This is a genomic window from Sulfitobacter mediterraneus (assembly GCF_003054325.1).
Classification (GTDB): Bacteria; Pseudomonadota; Alphaproteobacteria; order Rhodobacterales; family Rhodobacteraceae; genus Sulfitobacter; species Sulfitobacter mediterraneus.
Genome location: NZ_QBKU01000002.1, coordinates 42,552 through 61,481, shown reverse-complemented (window position 1 = coordinate 61,481; position 18,930 = coordinate 42,552). Strand labels below are relative to the sequence as shown.

Genomic DNA, 18,930 nt, shown 5'->3' with positions numbered 1-18,930 from the left:
TGCGGGTTTAACCCCGGCGGCGGCCCCGGCGGCTGCGCCGTTCCGGTGCCTGATCATCGCCGGTGCCATCGCCAGCGGATGAAAACGGGCCAAGCGCGGCAACGATTTCGTCCAGCTCCGGTGCGCTGCCCTTGGCCCGCGTGTCCAGCGCCTCGCGCATTTTCTCAAGGTGGCTGGGCATCGTGCCGCAGCATCCGCCGATTACCGATGCGCCGCAGTTGCGGGCCATCACCGCGTAATCTGCCATCAATTCGGGCGTGCCATCGTAGTGGATGTGGCCATCGACATACTTTGGAATACCCGCGTTGCCCTTCGCCACAATAGGCAGGCGGCCTTCTTCTTTTGCGGCCATGCCCAAAATCGTGCGCAGCAGATCCGACGCGCCCGTGCCGCAGTTTGCGCCAAAGGCCAGCGGTGCGTTGTCCAGATCATGCACCATCTCCACCATGCCTTCGGAGGTCAGGCCCATCATCGTGCGCCCGGCGGTATCAAAGCTCATGGTGCCGACCCAATCCAGTCCGGCCAAGGCAAAGCCTTCGGCGGCAGCGCGGTATTCCTCGGGGGCGCTGATGGTTTCGAGCCAGCCAATATCGGCGCCGCCCGCCTTCAGCCCATCGGCGGTTTCGTGAAACATTTCAACAGCCAAGGCATGGCTGAGGCTGCCGACGGGCTCCATAATCTCACCCGTTGGACCAACAGATCCGGCCACGATCACCTTGCGCCCGGCAGTATCGGCAACCTCGCGGCCAATCTCTGCGGCAACGCGGCTCAACTCATGGGCGCGTTTGGCCGCATCATGCAGTTTCAGCCGCGAAGCATTTGCGCCAAAGCTGTTGGTCAAAAACAGATCGCTGCCCGCATCCACCGCGCCCTTATAGAGGGCGATGATTTTCTTGGGCTCATCGGTGTTCCAAAATTCTGGCGCGTCGCCGGACATCAGGCCCATATTGAACAAATTGGTGCCCGTGGCCCCATCGGCCAGCAGGGCGCCTTTTTCAGCAAGCAACTCAGTGAAAGGATTGGTCATCGGGCATACTCCGCGCGCGTTACTGCCGCCTCATTTCACGACCCCTGATCCAGAGCAATCTCATAATCTTCATCTTCATCATGAGGCCCAGACCGATTGACGGGCAGGTGACCCCAAAAAGAAAACGCCCATCAGGCTTCTGACGGGCGTTTGGTCGTAAATTTGTAGGTCGTAAGGTGGTTAGTCGATCTCGGCCATGATCTGCGCCTTGGCCTCAACCAGACAGCTTGCCATCTGGGCGCGGATGGTGGCCTCGTCGGCCTTGTCGCCCAAATCACCTGCAACCTTGCGGTAGACATCTTCGTGGCCGGCCTCTTCGAAATCGGATTTGACCACCTCTTTGGCATAGGCCTCGGCCTCGGCGCCGGTTTTGCCCATTAGCCCTGCGGCCCAAAGGCCCAGCAATTTGTTGCGGCGTGCGTCGGCCTTGAACTGCATTTCTGCGTCATGGGCAAACTTGTTCTCGAATGCGTTTTCACGGTTGTCGAAGGTGGTCATCATGCTCTCCTGTCTTTGCACGCCTATTATATAGATATGGGCGGTTCCTGACCAGCAGACAAGAGCGCACAGGACCGCGCGGTGAACCCATGCTTGCAGGGCGGCGGGCCTTAGACTAAGAGAGGGCCAAATTGTCTGGGACCCTCCCAGCCTGTCGCGGAAAGGACGCCCATGGCCCGGCGCAAGAAGATTTACGAAGGCAAAGCAAAGATCCTCTATGAAGGCCCGGAGCCGGGGACAATTGTCCAGTATTTCAAAGACGATGCCACGGCGTTCAACGCCGAGAAGAAGGACGTGATCGAGGGCAAGGGTGTTTTGAACAACCGCCTGTCCGAATATTTCATGACCGGGCTCAACCAGATCGGCGTGCCGACGCATTTCATCAAACGTCTGAACATGCGCGAACAACTGGTGCGGCAATGCGAGATTGTTCCGCTTGAAGTGATCGTGCGCAACTATGCCGCGGGCACCATGTCCAAACGTCTGGGCATCGAGGAAGGCACGCAGCTGCCGCGCCCGATTGTGGAATATTGCTACAAAGATGACAGTCTTGGCGACCCCTTGGTGACCGAAGAACACATTGCAGCCTTTGGCTGGGCCAGCCAGCAGGACATGGACGATATCCTTAGCCTGGCGCTGCGGGTGAATGATTTCATGTCCGGCATGATGCTGGCGGTCGGCATTCGTCTGGTCGATTTCAAGATCGAGATTGGCCGCGTCTATGACGGCGATTTCCAACGCTTGATCATCGCCGACGAGATCAGCCCGGACAGTTGCCGATTGTGGGACATCGAGACCGGTCAGAAGCTGGACAAAGATGTGTTCCGGCGTGATCTGGGGTCTTTGACCGACGCCTATACCGAAGTGGCCAAACGGCTGGGTGTGATGCCCAAGTCCTCAACGCCGATTTCCAAACCAACCTTGATCAACTGAAGCCGCGGACGCGCTTGAGTTTTTTTAGCCAAATGAAGCTGGGGGATGTGCAATGAAAGCACGGGTTCATGTGATGTTGAAGAACGGGGTTCTGGACCCGCAGGGCGAGGCGGTGCGCCACGCGCTGGGTGCGCTTGGATTTGACGGCGTGAATGGTGTGCGTCAGGGCAAGGTGATTGAGCTGGATCTGGCGGATGGCACCTCAGAGGCTGATGTCACACAGATGTGTGAAAAGCTGCTCGCCAATACGGTGATCGAATCCTATTCGGTGGAGATCGGCTGATGCGGGCCGCCCGGCTGACAGCCTGGCGGGCACCATTGGAGATTGCCGATCTGCCGATGCCGGACGCACCTGAGGGCGGAGTGGTGTTGCGGGTTTTGGCCTGCGGTGTTTGCCGGTCTGACTGGCACGTCTGGACCGGCGCGGACCCGGACGTTTCGCTGCCGCATGTCCCCGGTCACGAGTATTGCGGCGAGGTGATCGCCGTGGGCGCGGGGGTGACGCGCTGGCGCACTGGCGACCGGGTGATTGCGCCCTTTATCCTGGCCTGCGGGTCTTGTCCTGACTGCGCTCAGGGCCATCAAACCATTTGTGCGCGGCAGGCCTTGCCGGGTTTCACCCATGCCGGCGCCTTTGCCGAAGCGATTGCCGTGCCGTTTGCCGATGCCAACTTAACGGCCTTGCCTGAAAACCTTGATCCGGCCTTGGCTGCGGCGCTGGGGTGCCGGGTGACAACGGCCTGGCATGCGCTCACGGGGCGTGCGGCGGTTCAGGCCGGGGAATGGGTTGCGGTTTTTGGCACGGGCGGCGTTGGCCTTTCTGCGGCGCTTTTGGCGCGGGGGCTGGGGGCGCGGGTGATTGCCGTAGATATAGCTCAGGAAAAACTGGACCATGCCAAGGCGTTGGGCATCGATGCGGTGGTGAACGCCGCTCAGCCTGATCCGGCTGCGGCGATCCGCGAGATCACAGGCGGCGGCGCGGATGTGGCTATAGAAGCATTGGGTGTGGCGCAAACCACGGTTCCGGCTTTGAAATGCCTGCGCAAATTGGGGCGCATGGTGCAGGTGGGGATGCCAGCGGGCGATCACACCACGATGCCGATCCCGATGGATGCCGTGTACAGCGGTCAGCTGGCTGTTTTTGGCACCCGCGGTATGCCCAGCTGGCGGTATCCGCCGCTGCTTGATTTTGTCATGTCGGGCCGTGTGGACTTGACGCCGCTGGTCGCGCGGCGCATTGGATTGAGCCAAGCGACCGAGGAACTGGCCGTGTTTGACGGCCCCGCACCGCCCGGCGTGGCGGTGATCACTGATTTCGCAGGTTAAGGAGACCTTTCATGCGCGCAGCTGTTGTTGTTTTTCCCGGCTCTAATTGTGACCGTGACCTTGCCGTTGCCTTCAAGGCGGCGGGTGCCGATGTTGAAATGGTCTGGCACAAGGATAGCGATTTGCCGCAGGACATTGATATCGTTGGTATTCCGGGCGGGTTCTCTTACGGTGACTATCTGCGGTGCGGTGCGATTGCAGCGCAATCGCCAATTGTGAAATCGGTCAAGGCGCATGCGGACCGGGGCGGTTATGTCATGGGGATCTGCAATGGTTTTCAGGTACTGACGGAAACCGGCCTGCTGCCGGGGGCGCTTTTGCGCAATGCCGGGCTGAAATACATCTGCAAAACGGTTGGCTTGAAGGTTGAAACCTCGGCCAGTGATTACACCGCCGGATATAACGCGGGCGATGTGATCGACATTCCGATTGCCCACCACGACGGCAACTACTTTGCCGATGATGAGACACTCAAGCGCCTTCAGGGCGACGATCGCGTGGCCTTTACCTATACTGACAACCCCAATGGCGCGCAGGCCGATATTGCCGGTATCCTGTCGGAAAACCGCCGCGTGCTGGGGATGATGCCGCACCCGGAGCGGGCAGCAGATGCAGGGCATGGCGGCACGGACGGGGCGGCGCTATTCCGCGCATTGTCCGGGGCGTTGCAGACCGCCTGACTTGAGCAAAAACGCCGCAGCGCGTAAGTTGCGCGGATGAGCGAACCTGCCAAAAAACAACAGAGTTTGACGGTCTCCTGGCGTGTTCGGGTGGCTATCGGCCTTTTGATGGTATTGGCGGTGGTGACGATCTCGATCACCAACAAACTGTTGACCCACAGGTTCACCGAAAGCACCCGCAACCGGGCGGAGCTGCGGATCGCACTTTACAGCGGCAACCTGCTGTCGGAGCTGCGCCAGAATGCGATTGTGCCGCAGCTGTTGGCACGCGACCCGACATTGATCGGGGCGTTGCAATCGGCGGATTATTCCCTGTCCACCCAGCGGCTGATCTCATTTGTTGAGGAAATCGGCGCGGCGTCTTTGATGCTTTATGATATGGACGGGCGCACGGTGGCGGCGACGGATCGCAACCGGATCAGTTCGACCCATCGGTCAGAGGCGTATTTTGTCGATGCGATCCGGTCCAACGCGACGATCTTTAGTGTGATCCGTCTGGATAGCGGCGGCTACAGGTTTTTGTATTCGCGGCGCATTCAGGATGGCGGTACCACCATCGGGGTGATCGCCGTTGAAGTGGATTTGCAGAAGTATGAGCGGGCCTGGGCCGGCATTTCGGACGCTGTGATCGTGACCGATAATCAGGGTGAGATTATTCTGGCCACCGCCCCGCGCTGGCGCGGGCTGACGGAGCCGGAGGCTTTGGCGCTTTATACCCCGCAAAACGCCATTGAACGGGCAATCAAGGCCACCGCGGATTGGACGGCACTGCCGCCTGATGCCTATTTGCAGGGCGAGGCGGTGATGCGTCTGACCAACAAGATCCCGTTTCGCGGTTGGCGGATGACCAGCTACACCACCTATGCCTCGGTGCGCGAGCGGGTGAACGGGGTTCTGGCGCTTGAGGTCATGGGATTTGCGATTCTGCTGGCGCTGGCCTTCTATTTTCTGAGCCGCCGCACCGCCGGGCGGCTGGCGATTTTCCAGCGGGAATCGGCCAAACTTCGCGCATTGAACCAAGCCTTGCAGCGGGAAATTGCCGAACGCAAACGGGTGCAAGAAACGCTCGCCGTGGCCGAACAGACGCTTGAGCAATCCAGCAAGCTCGCCGCGTTGGGCGAGATGTCGGCGGCGGTCAGTCATGAGCTGAACCAGCCATTGGCGGCGATGAAAACCTATCTGGCGGGGGCGCGGCTTTTGCTGCGCCGTAACCGCCCCGATGAGGCGCTGTCGTCCTTTGGGCGCATTGATGATCTGATTGAGCGCATGGGGGCAATCACCCGTCAGCTCAAATCTTATGCCCGCAAGGGACAAGAGGCGTTTTCCCCAGTGGATATGGGCGCGGCGCTGGCCTCCAGCCTGTCGATGATGGAACCGCAGCTGCGTCAGCGGCAGGTCCAGATCAGCCGGATTGTGCCCGATACGCCCGTGACTGTGATGGGCGACCGGATGCGCATAGAACAGGTCATGGTCAACCTCTTGCGCAATGCCCTTGATGCCACCAAATCAGAGCGGAACCCGCAGGTGAACATCATCCTCTCGGCGGGGGAAACTGCGACCCTGACGGTGCGTGACAACGGGCCGGGGATCGAAAACCTCGATGCCTTGTTTGAGCCGTTTTACACGACCAAACAGCCCGGTGACGGGGTTGGTCTGGGCCTTGCCATTTCGTCAGGGATCGTGAACGACCTTGGGGGTCGTTTGACGGCCCGGAACGGGCAGGCGGGCGGCGCGGTGTTTGAAATGCAATTGCCCATCATGGGCAGTGACAAAAATATAGAAGCGGCGGAGTAGACCAATATGGCTCAGGCAATGAAGATCGCGATTGTCGATGACGAACAGGACATGCGCCAATCCATCAGCCAATGGCTGGCGCTTTCGGGCTATGACACCGAGACCTTTGGCAGCGCCGAGGATGCGCTCAAGGTGCTGGGGCCGGATTATCCGGGCATTGTGATTTCCGACATCAAGATGCCGGGCATGGATGGCATGCAGTTCTTGAAAAAGCTGATGGGCAATGACAGTGCCTTGCCGGTGATCATGATCACGGGCCACGGCGATGTACCGATGGCCGTTGAAGCAATGCGCGTAGGCGCGTTTGATTTTCTGGAAAAGCCGTTTAACCCCGACCGGATGAGCGAGCTGGCCAAAAAGGCCACCAATGCCCGGCGTCTGGTGATGGACAACCGCGCCCTGCGTCGCGAGTTGTCCGATGGCGGACAGTTGATGAAGAAACTGATCGGCCAAAGCCCGGCCATGGACCGTCTGCGCGAGGATATTCTGGATCTGGGGCAGGCCGATGGTCATGTACTGATCGACGGTGAGACCGGCACCGGCAAAACGCTGGTCGCACATGCGCTGCACGCCGTTGGCAGCCGGGCGGGCAAGAAGTTTGTCTTGGTGTCTTGCGGCGCATTCGAAGAAGACGCATTGAGCAAACGACTGTTTGGCCCGATGTTGCCCGAAGACGCGCAATTGCCCGCGATCGAAGAGGCCCGCGGCGGTACGCTTGTGCTGGAAGATATCGAAGCGCTGTCCGAGACCTTGCAGGCCCGGCTGTTGAGTGTGATCAACGAGCAGGGCACCCCGGCCGAGACCCGCATTGTGGCGATCTCCAACCTGCAAGAGGCAGGGCGCACGTCAGAGGATTCGCTGCGATCCGATCTGTTTTACCGGCTTGCCGCCCTGCGCATCACTGTGCCGCCCCTGCGGACACGGGGCGAGGATATCCTGACGCTGTTCACAAGGCTCAGCGAACAATTCTCAGATGAATATGGCTGCGACGCGCCCGAAGTGTCGGCACAAGAGGCCGCGCAGCTGTTGCAGGCGCCTTGGCCGGGCAATGTGCGGCAGTTGATCAATGTGGCGGAACGCGCCGTGCTGCAATCGCGGCGCGGTTCGGGCACAATCGCATCGCTGCTCATGTCGGACCACGACGAGATGCAGCCGGTGATGACCACCGAGGGCAAGCCGCTGAAGGAATATGTCGAAGCATTTGAGCGGATGTTGATCGACAACACCATGCGCCGCCACAAGGGATCTATCGCCAGTGTGATGGACGAACTCTGCCTGCCGCGCCGGACGCTGAATGAAAAAATGGCCAAATATGGCCTGCAGCGGTCAGATTACCTCTGACCGCCTGTTGGTCTCTGATCAGCGGGGCTTCAGTTCGATCAGTTCCTGGGCGCGGCCGCTGTCGTTGGTGTAGCACGTCCAGGAATTGGCGTTGGGCACGTCCACAACGTATTGATTGATCTCAACAATTGGCAGCGTGGTGTTCAGCGTGGCACCGCCGCCCACCTGTTTGTTCACCGCCGCCACACAGCTTTTGCCAGCCCGCAAGTCGGCCAGTGCCGCCGGATCATTGGCCACCGCCAGTTCATCACATGCCGCAACGGCGATCAGGGGCAAACACAGGGCAGTGCGCAAAAGATAGTGCATGGGTTGTCATTCCTTCGAGTTGGGTCGCGCTTGGCCGCAGGGGCCGGGCAGGGAACCGCAGGCCGCCCTGCGTCTTGGGCGCGCATGTTCCCACACAACCGTTGCTTGTCAAGCGGAGGGGGCGGATTTACATAATTGATGGAGACGCGGGGCGATTGCCCATTGTCATTTGATCACCAAAGCCATTATCTAGGAGGATGGGACAAGAACGCTTAGGCGTTTGTTTGATGTCCTGACGAGTTTCGCTGCTTCTGCAGAGCCCCCAGCGGGCGCGGAGCAGACCGATTGGGCCGGAAACGGCCAGAGAACCGCTGACGTTTTGACGGGGCAACCCCGGATGAGACCAGTTAACAATGGATGTGCAGGGCCCGCCCTGTCACGTCGGAGAAGAACCGCGATGACGCGCGCACACGCTATGAGCAGACGACCAGAGGCCAGTTTTGGCCCCGTCTTGCCCGCGTCCCACATCGCCCTGACAAGTCACACAACGCAGCCTGAGGCACCCCCGGGGACCGCAGCCGCGCGATTGTTGTGCATAGTGGATTTATGCCTAAGAAAATGCTTATCGATGCCACCCACTCCGAGGAAACTCGGGTTGTGGTGGTCGACGGAAACAAGGTTGAGGAATTTGACTTTGAATCCGAAAACAAACGCCAGCTTGCTGGCAACATCTATCTCGCCAAGGTAACACGGGTCGAGCCGTCCCTTCAGGCGGCTTTTGTGGATTACGGTGGCAATCGCCACGGCTTCCTCGCGTTCTCGGAAATTCATCCCGATTATTACCAGATCCCGGTGGCTGACCGTCAGGCACTGCTGGAAGAAGAACGCGCCTATGCCGAAGCACAGGCGGCCAAAGACGAAGATGAACCCAAGCCCAAGCGCCGCTCACGTTCGCGCAGCCGGTCCAAATCCAAGGCCGAGGATGTCACCACCGAGGATGCAAAAACATCCGGCGAAATCGAAGGCATGGAAACCGTTGATCTGACCGATGATGACGAAGTCACGGTCAGCGATGATGAGGCCTCTTCGCCGATGGAACGTGTCACCGAAACGCCGGTGGAGACACCCGCAGTGGACGAAGATGCCAGCACCGATGCAGATGGCTCTGACGCGGATGACAGTGACGACGACGAGGATGGCAAATCCTCCGATGCGACTGCCAAGGACGAAAGCATTGAATCTGTTGCCGATGAGGACGACAGCGAAGACATCCGCCCGGTGCGCAAGCCGCGCCCCAAGCGTTATAAAATCCAAGAAGTGATCAAGGTACGCCAGATCCTTTTGGTACAGGTTGTCAAAGAGGAACGCGGCAACAAAGGCGCGGCTCTGACAACCTACCTTTCTCTCGCGGGCCGCTATTGCGTGCTGATGCCCAACACCGCCCGTGGCGGCGGGATCAGCCGCAAAATCACCAATGCCGCCGACCGCAAGAAGCTCAAAGAGATCGCAAACGAAATTCAGGTGCCAACGGGCGCCGGGTTGATCGTGCGCACAGCCGGGGCCAAACGCACCCGCGCCGAGATCAAGCGCGACTATGAATACCTGCAGCGCCTGTGGGAACAGATCCGCGAACTGACGCTGAAATCCATCGCGCCAGCCAAGATCTATGAAGAGGGCGATCTGATCAAACGGTCGATCCGTGATCTGTATAACCGCGAGATTGACGAAGTGTTTGTGGAAGGCGAGCGCGGCTATCGCATCGCCAAGGACTTCATGAAGATGATCATGCCGTCCCACGCCAAAAACGTGAAACGCTATGAAGAAGGCCTGCCGCTTTTTGCCCGTTATCAGGTGGAAAGCTATTTGTCGGGCATGTTCAATCCGACGGTGCAATTGCCTTCGGGCGGCTACATCGTGATTGGCGTGACCGAAGCCTTGGTGGCGATTGACGTCAACTCTGGCCGCGCGACCAAAGAAGGTTCGATTGAACAAACCGCACTGAAGACCAACCTTGAGGCCGCTGATGAAGTGGCCCGCCAATTGCGCCTGCGTGATCTGGCTGGTCTGATCGTGATCGATTTCATCGACATGGACGAGCGCAAGAACAATGCCTCCGTCGAAAAACGGATGAAAGACAAGCTCAAGACCGACCGCGCCCGCATTCAGGTGGGCCGCATTTCGGGCTTTGGCCTGATGGAAATGTCGCGCCAGCGTCTGCGCCCCGGTATGATCGAGGCAACGACACAGCCGTGTCAGGCATGCCACGGCACCGGCTTGATCCGCTCTGACGATAACCTCGCGTTGTCGATCATTCGCCAGATCGAAGAAGAGGGCACGCGCCGCCGGTCCCGCGAAGTTTTAGTGAAATGTCCTGTGGGCATCGCCAACTTCCTGATGAACCAAAAACGCGAGCATATCGCCCAGATTGAGGCGCGTTATGGTCTGTCGGTGCGGATCGAAGGCGATCCGTCATTGGTCAGCCCTGAGTTCACGCTAGAGAAATTCAAAACCGCGACCCGCAATGTGGCCCCTGTGGCCGATCACATCGTGTCTGTTGATACATCTTTGATGGATCAGATCGACGAAGATGAGGCCGATACATCTAGCGATGAAGAGGCCCCAGAGGCGCAATCATCAAGCCACGACAACGGCAATGCAGACGGTGAAGGCAAACCAAAACGCCGCCGCCGCCGGCGTCGCAGCCGTGGTGGTCGCGGCAAAAATGGTGGTGGTGATTATCAGAATGGCGAAGACAACAAAGATGCGTCTTCTGCTGATGAGAACGCCGATGCGCCCCAGAATGCAGAAGGTGCGGAAGCCGCTGAGCCTGCAAATCAGGACACTGCTGAAGAGGCCAAGCCTGATGCCGCGCCCGTTGCGGCAGATACGGCCACAGAGGCCGAAGCAGAGGCACCGATAACGGAAGAAAAGCCCAAGCCGAAAACCCGCAGCCGGTCACGCAGCACCAGCGCCAAAGCCAAAGCCGAGAAAGAAGCGGCCGAGACCGCAGCGGATGGTGACGCCAAAACTGCGGAACCTGCGCCAGAGGCGGCTGAGGAAGAAAAGCCAAAGCCGAAGCGGACCCGTGCCAAGGCCAAGCCAAAGCCAAAGGCAGAGACCAAAGTCTCAGAAGAGGTCAAGGAAGACGCGCCAGCGGAAGCCAAGGCCGACGACGCGGCAGAGGAAAAGCCCAAGCCAAAGCGCACCCGCGCCAAAGCCAAGCCGAAGGCAGAGCCAAAGACAAAGGCTGCGCCTAAGACCAAGGCCAAGGCTGAGGAACCTGCGCCAACACCAGCGCCGGAAGAGACCAAAGCACCAGAACAGGCACCTGCGCCGACACCCGAGCCAGTTGCCGCCGAAGAGACCAAGGCAGTGGAACCTGTCGCGGCGGCGGAACCTGTGGCAGAGGCCAAGCCTGAGCCCGCGGAAGAGCCGAAAAAGCCCAAGCGGCGCGGTTGGTGGTCCTTGGGGCGTTAATGCCGACAAGTTGCTGATTTAGAACCAGAAAGGCAGGCCTTCGGGCCTGCCTTTTGCTTTGCGGTATGCTGTTTGCTTAAGGATCCGTGAACAAGGCACCCCACCCGCAAGTGATCAGCCGCCCTTGCGCACCAGATAGATCTGCACATCTCCTTCTTGCGCGGTCTCGACCAGTGCATGCCCGGCCTCGGCGCAGAAATGCGGCACATCGATCACTGCTGCCGGATCATCCGCCCGCAGCCGCATGCAATCGCCCGCATCCAGTGGGCCCAACCGCTTGCGCAGTTTCAGGACAGGCAAGGGGCACAAAAGCCCGGTGGCATCGAGATCTTCAATCTTCATAAGCCTGAGATAAATCAGATGTTACACCCCGTCCACAGTGTTGTGACCGGATGGGGCGTGACGGCGGGCGCGAAGGCGGGTAGGTGTGGCCCATGTTTGGAATTGAACTGATTGATGCGGGGCTGATGCCCGCCATGATCATCGCGCTGGTTGCGGGTGTGATCAGCTTTCTCAGCCCCTGCGTGCTGCCGATTGTGCCGCCCTATCTGGCCTATATGAGCGGTGTATCCCTAAACGATATGTCCAGCGGCGGGGAGGCCCGCAAGCGCGCCGTGATCGCGGCGCTGTTCTTTGTGCTGGGCCTCAGCACTGTGTTTCTGATCCTTGGCTTCACGGCCTCGGCCTTTGGTGCGTTTTTCCTGCAAAATCAGGTGCTTTTCGCGCAGATCTCCGGCGTTGTGATCATTGTCTTTGGTTTGCATTTCATCGGGTTGTTCCGCATTCCGTTTCTGGATCAGGAGGCGCGGCTGGATGCGGGTGACAAAGGCGGATCAAGCTTTGGCGCCTATGTTCTGGGTCTCGCCTTTGCCTTTGGCTGGACGCCTTGCATTGGTCCGCAATTGGGCGCGATCTTGTCCCTTGCGGCCTCCGAAGGGTCGGTTAGCAAAGGCACATTGTTGTTGGGGATCTATGCCATCGGTTTGGGCCTGCCGTTCCTGCTGGCGGCGATGTTCATCACCCGTGCGATGGGCGTGATGAACCGGATCAAACCGCATATGAAACTGGTTGAACGGATCATGGGCGGTCTTCTGGTTCTGGTGGGGCTGGCGATGGTCACCGGGGCCTTCAGCAGCTTTGCCTTTTGGTTGCTTGAAACCTTTCCGGCGCTGGCGACTTTGGGCTGATCGAAGCCGGGTTTTTGCGGGCGAATTCACTACCCGTTAGGACTCTTCGCGGCTAAACTTGCCTGATGACCAGACAAGGCGCAGATCAACCCTTTCGGCGGCGGGTGTTTTACATTCCCGGCTATGATCCGATCCATCCGCGCCGCTATCGCGAACTCTATCGCAAAGAAGGCGCAGAACAGGCGGCGATCTCTGGCTATCAGCTGGCACTGTCGCCCAAGACGGCCAAGGGCGCTTATGGCTGGCACGTCGATACGGTTGTTGATGGCGCGGCGACACGGGCGGATGTTGAGGTATTGGTCTGGTCCGACATTGTCCGCGATTCGATGGATGGCTCAGTCCTTGGCACCTATCTGCAATTGCTGCGCACCGCGTGGATCTACATCAGGAGTGGGGCACTTTGGCGGTTGATGAAACTGCGCAAGGGGCCCGTGATGGCCGCGCTCTATCCGGTCGGGATGTTGCTGTTGCAATTGCTGCTTGCGGGGCTGGTGTTTTGGGGGATTGCGACACTGGTCGGGATCGGCGCGGGCGTGGTTGAGCGGTTCTTTTGGCCCAATCGGGTTTTTGGTCCGCTGTTCTATCCGTCCATCGCCTTGTCCTTGTTGGCAGGGGGGCTTTGCGCCGCCGCTTTGCTGAGATGGTTTAAAGGCAAGGACAATCACCTCTACGCTTATTACCTGATGCATGATTATGCCCATGCGGCGGCGCACAAGGGGGCTTATCCGCCGGAACTTGAGATGCGCATTGCCGGTTTTGCAGACACCATCGCCGCCGCCCTGCACGAGGATGTGCAAGAGGTTCTGATCGTCGGCCATTCCTCCGGCGCCTATTTGGCTGTGTCTGTTCTGGCCGATCTGATCCGTTCCGGTCGGGTGCCTAAGACCGGACCGGTGCTTGGGTTCCTGTCCTTGGGGCAGGTGGTTCCGATGGTGTCGTTTTTACCCGATGCGACCCGTTTGCGCCGTGATTTACATGAATTATCTGTTACGGACGCGTTGTCTTGGGTGGATGTGACGGCACCGGGGGACGGCTGCGCATTTGCGCTTTGTGATCCGGTTGCGGTGTCGGGGGTGGCACCAGAGGACAAGAAATGGCCGTTGGTGTTTTCGGCAGCTTTCACTCAAACGCTAAGTGCGGCGCGGTGGAAGGCCTTGCGCTGTCGTTTCTTTCGGCTGCATTTTCAATACCTTTGTGCTTTTGATCAACCCAAGGATTACGATTACTTTCAGATCACCGCCGGGCCGATCCCGTTGTGCCACCGTTATGCCGGCCGTCCGCCATCCAAATCGCGCATCGAGACACCGGTGAACGGTTTTAGGGATATGGAACCATGATCCAGCCACCTAAGCCGCCCAGCCGGCCCGAGAAAGTGTCACTTTGGCAGTATATGCGCCTGTTTCGCCGTGATATTCTGTCCGCGCAGCCTGCCAAGCTGTACCGTGCCTGGATGGCGGAATTTCGCACGCCGTTTTTCCGCAGTTTCATGATCAACGATCCGGCGCTGGTCGAGACGGTTCTGAAAAAGCGCCCGGATGATTTCCCCAAATCCGGCAGGATCAGCGAAGGCCTGCGCCCGCTCCTTGGCAATTCGGTGTTCCTGACCAATGGCGCGGCATGGAAGCGCCAGCGCCGCATCATTGATCCGGCCTTTGAGGGCGGACGCCTGCGCGAGACATTTCCCGCCATGTGGGACGCTGCGGAAGCCGCCGTTGCACGTCTGGACCGGCAGGCGGGTCAGATCATCGAGGTTGAAGCGCAGGCGAGCCATGCCGCCGCTGATGTGATATTCCGCACCCTGTTTTCGATCCCGATAGATCACCATCTGGCGCAGCAGGTGTTCGACGCTTTCCGCAACTATCAGCGCAGCCAGCCGATCCTAAATCTGGGCGCGTTTCTGCCGCTGCCGGGTTGGATGCCGCGGTTGCACCGTCGGGGCACCCGTCAGAATGCGGCCAAGATCCGTGATTTGATCACTGAACTCACGCAAAACCGGGCGGCAGAGATTGCCGCCGGGACTGCGCCTGATGATCTGGCCACCAAGATCATGACCACCGCTGATCCCCAAACCGGAGAGACCTTCAGTACAGATGAAATGGTCGATCAGGTGGCGATCTTTTTCCTTGCAGGGCATGAGACCAGCGCCTCCGCGCTGGCTTGGGCGCTGTATCTTCTGGCGCTGTATCCCGATTGGCAAAACAAGGTGGCGGAGGAAGCCAAGACATTGAAGCATTGCGATTTTTCGGTTGTATCAAAGCTCAAGATCAGCCGCGATGTGTTTCGCGAGGCGCTGCGGCTTTACCCGCCGGTGCCGATGATGGTGCGCGAGGCCGGATGCCCCGCACATTTTCGAGACCGCCCGGTGCCGAAAGGGGCGCAACTGGTGCTGAGCCCCTGGCATTTGCACCGGCACGAACGTCTTTGGGACAATCCCGATGGGTTCGATCCCGCCCGATGGCACACGGAAAACGGCAAGGCCTGCCAGCGCAACGCCTATATTCCGTTTTCCGCCGGTGCGCGGGTCTGTCCGGGGGCAGGGTTTGCCATGGTGGAGGGGCCACTGATCCTGTCGCGGATCTTGCGCGATTACCGGGTTGTCGTGCAGCCGGACAAAACGCCAGTGCCGGTTGCCCATCTGACAGTCCGGGCGCAGAACGGCATTTGGCTGGGTCTTGAGCGGCGGTAGGTTCTATCATCGCGGGCGGCTTTGAATTAGAACCCCAATCAAACGGAATCATTTTCAGAAACGGGGATATCAGGATGCCAATCGACAACGCACAAAAGGCGCAGATGCAAAGCGGCGCAGGGTTTATCGCAGCCTTGGACCAGTCCGGCGGATCCACCCCCAAAGCGCTGAGCCTCTATGGTGTAGAGCCTGATGACTACACCGGCGAAACCGAGATGTTTCAGGCGATGCATGACATGCGCGCGCGGATCATACTGGCCGATGATTTCACCTCTGCCAAAGTGATCGGTGCGATCCTGTTTGAACGCACGATGGACGCCACGATCAAGGGCAAACCCGTGGCGCAATTGCTGTGGGAAGATCGCGGTGTGGTGCCATTTTTGAAGATCGACAAAGGTCTGGCGGAACAGGAAAACGATGTGCAACTGCTCAAACCGATGCCGGACCTTGATGCGTTGCTGACCCGTGCCAAAGTGGCGGGCATTTTTGGCACCAAGGAACGCTCGGTCATTCACGAGGCCAATGAAGCGGGTATCGAAGCGGTTGTTGCCCAGCAATTTGAAGTTGCCAAACAGGTCTGTGCGGCGGGACTGGTGCCGATTATCGAGCCAGAAGTGAATATTCATTCAGGCACAAAAGCGCAGGCAGAACAGATGCTTGCCGCCGCGTTGTTGCGTCATGTTGAGGCGTTGTCGGCGGATGAACTGGTGATGCTTAAGCTGACCATTCCAGAGCAGCCGGGGATCTATGACGCCCTGGCCGATCATGACAATGTGTTGCGGGTCGTGGCGCTGTCTGGTGGCTATTCCACAGATGAGGCCTGTGCGCGGCTGGCCCAGAATAGCAAGATGATTGCGAGCTTTTCCCGGGCGCTGACCGAAGGGTTGAACGTCAAGATGAGCGATGCGGAATTTAACGCGGCACTGGGGGCGAATATCGAGCAGATTTACAAAGCGTCGGTAGCTTAAGTGAGAAAGGCGGACTTTTTGAAAAGTCCGTACCGTTTTCTTTAAAGAAAACGAAAGCCAGCGATTGGTGTTTGGTTTGGCCCGAAACCTTCAAAGGTTTCGGATCGATCTTTTTAAAAGATCGGGCCAGTCATAATACGCACCGGTTGCTGATTGCAGAAAATCACCAATTGCCCTGCATTTTCGACTGCGTGATAGCCACGGCGATGCAATTCTTCCAAGAAAGCATCCAGCCCTACATAACGTTCAATATCGCGGATTTTGCGCCGAACCACACCGCCCTCACGCGCGGATTTCGCGCTGAACACATGAGTTATCCAGTGTTGCGGCGTCAGTTCGTTTGGTAAAGTCATGCGTGAACGCTATGCCTTCAAGGTAAACGTTCCTTTAACGACCGCAGCACAAACAGCCGTATCGCCGAGGCCAGTCCCAGATCCAGCCCGCGTTCTGCATCAATCTGCGCCACAAGCGCATTGATCGGCACGCCGCGTTGCCCTGCGATGGCGCGAAACTCGCGCCAAAACTCATCCTCCAGAGACACCGACGTGCGATGGCCCTTGAGTGTAACGGAATGTTTGACGGGCCGCCCGCTCATGGGTCGCGCTTGTGCCCGTCCAAAAAGCGCACAACCTTGTCTGCCGCCGCCTTTTGTCCGTCTTTCTCGGCCTTGGTCAGCCCGAACTTGACGCTGTTTTCCTCCGCACGCGCCTTCTTTTCGACGCGTGCGCGGGTTTTCCGCACTTTGTTCAGGTTGATGGGTGTGCTCATTTAGGACCGATCATTTGCTCCGGCCGCACAACCTTATCAAAGGTCTCCGCATCCACAAACCCGAGTGCAATCGCCTCTTCCTTGAGGGTGGTGCCGTTCTTGTGGGCGGTTTTGGCCACCTTGGTGGCATTGTCATAACCGATGGTCGGGGCCAGCGCTGTCACCAGCATCAGGCTTTCTTTCATCAGCTTGTCGATCCGCGCCTCATTGGCCAGCGTGCCCACAACCATGTTGTCGGTAAAGCTGCTGGCGGCATCGCCGAGCAATTGCATCGACTGGATCACATTGTAGCTCATCATCGGGTTATAGACGTTCAGCTCAAAATGCCCCTGCGATCCGGCAAAGCCGACAGCCGCGTCATTGCCCATCACATGGGCGCACACCATGGTCAGTGCCTCGGCCTGCGTTGGGTTCACCTTGCCCGGCATGATCGAGGATCCTGGCTCATTCTCTGGCAGGATCAGTTCCCCCAGACCCGAGCGCGGGCCAGAGCCCAGCAGCCGCATGTCATTGGCGATCTTGAACATCGACGCAGCGACGGTTTTCAGCGCGCCGGAGAACATCACCATGGCGTCATGGGCGGCCAGTGCCTCAAACTTGTTGGGGGCGGTGACAAAGGGCAGGGCGGTGATATTGGCAATCTCTGCCGCAACCTTCTCGGCGAAACCTTTGCGGGTGTTCAAGCCGGTACCAACCGCCGTGCCGCCTTGGGCCAGCTCGTAAATGTCGGGCAGACAGGCCTCAACCCGCGCGATGCCTTTGGCCATCTGATGGGCATAGCCGCCAAATTCCTGCCCCAGCGTCAGAGGTGTGGCATCCTGCGTATGGGTGCGGCCGATCTTGATGATGTCTTTGAACTCTTCTGATTTCGCCTCAAGCGCGGCGTGCAATTTGCGCAATCCGGGCAGCAGCGTATCACGGGCGACCATGCCGATGGCCACATGCATCGCGGTTGGGAACGTGTCGTTGGACGATTGCCCCATGTTGCAATGGTCATTTGGATGCACCGGGGATTTGGACCCCATAACGCCACCCAAAATCTCGATCGCACGGTTCGAGATCACCTCGTTGGAGTTCATGTTGGACTGGGTGCCGGACCCTGTCTGCCAAACCACCAGCGGAAAGTTATCGTCAAACTTGCCGTCGATCACCTCTTGCGCGGCCTGCTGAATGGCAGGGGCCAAAGCGGCATCTAGATCGCCAAATTCGAGGTTGACCGCGGCGCAGGCCTTTTTGATCACACCCAGCGCCCGCACAATCGCCACAGGCTGCTGTTCCCATCCGATGGGAAAGTTGATGATCGAGCGTTGCGTCTGTGCGCCCCAATATTTGTCTGCGGGGACCTCCAGAGGTCCAAAGCTGTCGGTCTCTGTGCGCGTATCGGCCATGATGCTGTTCCTGCGTTGTGGGCGTTTGCAGGCGGTGTAGCGGTCTGCGCAAGCCAGTGCAATCTGCGATGGCGCTAACGCAAAGCGGTTGGTCGCATTCGTCGCAGGGAAAAGTTACTTCCGAAAGGAATCCAGTGAAACAATCTCGGCGTCTTTTGGGGTCTCTTCTTCGACCTCAAGCTCGTCCTCATGTTCCTGCAAAAGCGCGGGCGCCGGTGCATCGGCATCCTCTTCCTCGCCCTCTTGCTGTTCAAAGCGCAGGCCAAATTCCACCGACGGATCCACAAAGGTGCGGATCGCATCATAGGGGATATAAAGCGGCTCTGGCGCGTCGCCAAAATTGAGCGTGACCGAGAACCCTTCTTCGGTGACCTCAAGATTGTCATACCAATGCTGCATCACCACGGTCATTTCACCGGGATAGCGATCAGACAGCCAATCGGCCAGTTCTGCGTCGGGATGGGCGGTGTCAAAGGTGATGAAGAAATGATGATTGCCGGGCAAACCGTGCGCGGCCACATCGAGCAATACATTGCGGATCAAACCGCGCATGGCATCATGCATCAGGTTACCGTAGTCGATCTCGCGGCTCATCCTCATCTCCGGTTTGG

At 58.8% G+C, this 18,930-nt stretch carries 20 protein-coding genes; 11 read left to right on the top strand and 9 right to left on the bottom strand.

The window, feature by feature from the left end; all coding sequences use genetic code 11:
• Positions 1-7 precede the first annotated feature (7 nt).
• Positions 8-1,027: a betaine--homocysteine S-methyltransferase gene (gene bmt, locus C8N31_RS03360; protein ID WP_025049141.1), complete on the bottom strand. Its 1,020-nt coding sequence runs from the start codon at positions 1,025-1,027 to the stop codon at positions 8-10.
• Between the two features lie 180 nt (positions 1,028-1,207).
• Complete coding sequence (locus C8N31_RS03355; protein WP_025049142.1) at positions 1,208-1,525, bottom strand: DUF1476 domain-containing protein; 318 nt, start codon at positions 1,523-1,525, stop codon at positions 1,208-1,210.
• A gap of 171 nt (positions 1,526-1,696) precedes the next feature.
• On the opposite strand from C8N31_RS03355, the gene purC reads away from it, so the two are divergent.
• The 6 genes from purC to C8N31_RS03325 are packed head-to-tail and all read left to right on the top strand — an operon-like array spanning position 1,697 to position 7,599.
• Positions 1,697-2,458 (top strand): phosphoribosylaminoimidazolesuccinocarboxamide synthase, encoded by a 762-nt coding sequence (gene purC / locus C8N31_RS03350; RefSeq protein ID WP_025049143.1) that lies wholly within the window; start codon positions 1,697-1,699, stop codon positions 2,456-2,458.
• Between the two features lie 52 nt (positions 2,459-2,510).
• Positions 2,511-2,741, top strand: a complete 231-nt coding sequence (gene purS, locus C8N31_RS03345; RefSeq protein ID WP_025049144.1) for a phosphoribosylformylglycinamidine synthase subunit PurS — start codon at positions 2,511-2,513, stop codon at positions 2,739-2,741.
• Complete coding sequence (locus C8N31_RS03340; RefSeq protein WP_025049145.1) at positions 2,741-3,784, top strand: zinc-dependent alcohol dehydrogenase family protein; 1,044 nt, start codon at positions 2,741-2,743, stop codon at positions 3,782-3,784. Before purS ends, C8N31_RS03340 begins: the two co-directional genes overlap by 1 nt.
• An 11-nt stretch (positions 3,785-3,795) precedes the next feature.
• The gene (gene purQ, locus C8N31_RS03335) at positions 3,796-4,464 is read left to right on the top strand and encodes a phosphoribosylformylglycinamidine synthase subunit PurQ (RefSeq protein WP_025049146.1); all 669 of its coding nucleotides are present in this window, start codon (positions 3,796-3,798) and stop codon (positions 4,462-4,464) included.
• 36 nt (positions 4,465-4,500) lie between these two features.
• Complete coding sequence (locus C8N31_RS03330) at positions 4,501-6,258, top strand: sensor histidine kinase (protein ID WP_025049147.1); 1,758 nt, start codon at positions 4,501-4,503, stop codon at positions 6,256-6,258.
• Positions 6,259-6,264: 6 nt separating this feature from the next.
• Positions 6,265-7,599 (top strand): sigma-54-dependent transcriptional regulator, encoded by a 1,335-nt coding sequence (locus C8N31_RS03325; RefSeq protein WP_025049148.1) that lies wholly within the window; start codon positions 6,265-6,267, stop codon positions 7,597-7,599.
• An 18-nt stretch (positions 7,600-7,617) separates the two neighbouring features.
• On the opposite strand, the gene C8N31_RS03320 is transcribed toward C8N31_RS03325, so the two are convergent.
• Positions 7,618-7,905 carry a hypothetical protein gene (locus tag C8N31_RS03320; RefSeq protein WP_025049149.1) on the bottom strand — a complete coding sequence of 96 codons (288 nt, stop codon included), beginning with the start codon at positions 7,903-7,905 and terminating at the stop codon, positions 7,618-7,620.
• Between the two features lie 546 nt (positions 7,906-8,451).
• On the opposite strand from C8N31_RS03320, the gene C8N31_RS03315 reads away from it, so the two are divergent.
• Positions 8,452-11,322 (top strand): Rne/Rng family ribonuclease, encoded by a 2,871-nt coding sequence (locus C8N31_RS03315; RefSeq protein WP_025049150.1) that lies wholly within the window; start codon positions 8,452-8,454, stop codon positions 11,320-11,322.
• Positions 11,323-11,436: 114 nt separating this feature from the next.
• On the opposite strand, the gene C8N31_RS03310 is transcribed toward C8N31_RS03315, so the two are convergent.
• Positions 11,437-11,664: a sulfurtransferase TusA family protein gene (locus tag C8N31_RS03310; RefSeq protein WP_025049151.1), complete on the bottom strand. Its 228-nt coding sequence runs from the start codon at positions 11,662-11,664 to the stop codon at positions 11,437-11,439.
• A 92-nt stretch (positions 11,665-11,756) separates the two neighbouring features.
• On the opposite strand from C8N31_RS03310, the gene C8N31_RS03305 reads away from it, so the two are divergent.
• From C8N31_RS03305 to C8N31_RS03290, 4 genes are all read left to right on the top strand, one after another.
• Entirely contained in the window at positions 11,757-12,509 is a 753-nt protein-coding gene (locus C8N31_RS03305) for a cytochrome c biogenesis CcdA family protein (protein WP_025049152.1), read from the top strand.
• A 65-nt stretch (positions 12,510-12,574) separates the two neighbouring features.
• Positions 12,575-13,846: a hypothetical protein gene (locus C8N31_RS03300; protein WP_025049153.1), complete on the top strand. Its 1,272-nt coding sequence runs from the start codon at positions 12,575-12,577 to the stop codon at positions 13,844-13,846.
• Positions 13,843-15,195: a cytochrome P450 gene (locus C8N31_RS03295; RefSeq protein WP_025049154.1), complete on the top strand. Its 1,353-nt coding sequence runs from the start codon at positions 13,843-13,845 to the stop codon at positions 15,193-15,195. The genes C8N31_RS03300 and C8N31_RS03295 overlap by 4 nt, the downstream gene beginning before the upstream one ends.
• 74 nt (positions 15,196-15,269) lie before the next feature.
• Complete coding sequence (locus C8N31_RS03290; protein WP_025049155.1) at positions 15,270-16,163, top strand: fructose bisphosphate aldolase; 894 nt, start codon at positions 15,270-15,272, stop codon at positions 16,161-16,163.
• Positions 16,164-16,276: 113 nt separating this feature from the next.
• Here C8N31_RS03290 and C8N31_RS03285 read toward each other — a convergent pair whose 3' ends face one another.
• The 5 genes from C8N31_RS03285 to C8N31_RS03265 form a co-directional block, all read right to left on the bottom strand.
• Positions 16,277-16,516, bottom strand: a complete 240-nt coding sequence (locus tag C8N31_RS03285; protein ID WP_025049156.1) for a hypothetical protein — start codon at positions 16,514-16,516, stop codon at positions 16,277-16,279.
• A gap of 17 nt (positions 16,517-16,533) precedes the next feature.
• Positions 16,534-16,758, bottom strand: a complete 225-nt coding sequence (locus C8N31_RS03280; RefSeq protein ID WP_025049157.1) for a ribbon-helix-helix domain-containing protein — start codon at positions 16,756-16,758, stop codon at positions 16,534-16,536.
• A complete protein-coding gene (locus C8N31_RS03275) occupies positions 16,755-16,931 on the bottom strand; it encodes a DUF4169 family protein (protein ID WP_025049158.1) in 177 nt (58 codons plus the stop codon). Before C8N31_RS03275 ends, C8N31_RS03280 begins: the two co-directional genes overlap by 4 nt.
• The gene (gene fumC / locus C8N31_RS03270) at positions 16,928-18,319 is read right to left on the bottom strand and encodes a class II fumarate hydratase (RefSeq protein WP_025049159.1); all 1,392 of its coding nucleotides are present in this window, start codon (positions 18,317-18,319) and stop codon (positions 16,928-16,930) included. The genes C8N31_RS03275 and fumC overlap by 4 nt, the downstream gene beginning before the upstream one ends.
• Positions 18,320-18,433: 114 nt before the next feature.
• The gene (locus C8N31_RS03265; protein WP_025049160.1) at positions 18,434-18,913 is read right to left on the bottom strand and encodes an SspB family protein; all 480 of its coding nucleotides are present in this window, start codon (positions 18,911-18,913) and stop codon (positions 18,434-18,436) included.
• Positions 18,914-18,930 lie beyond the last annotated feature (17 nt).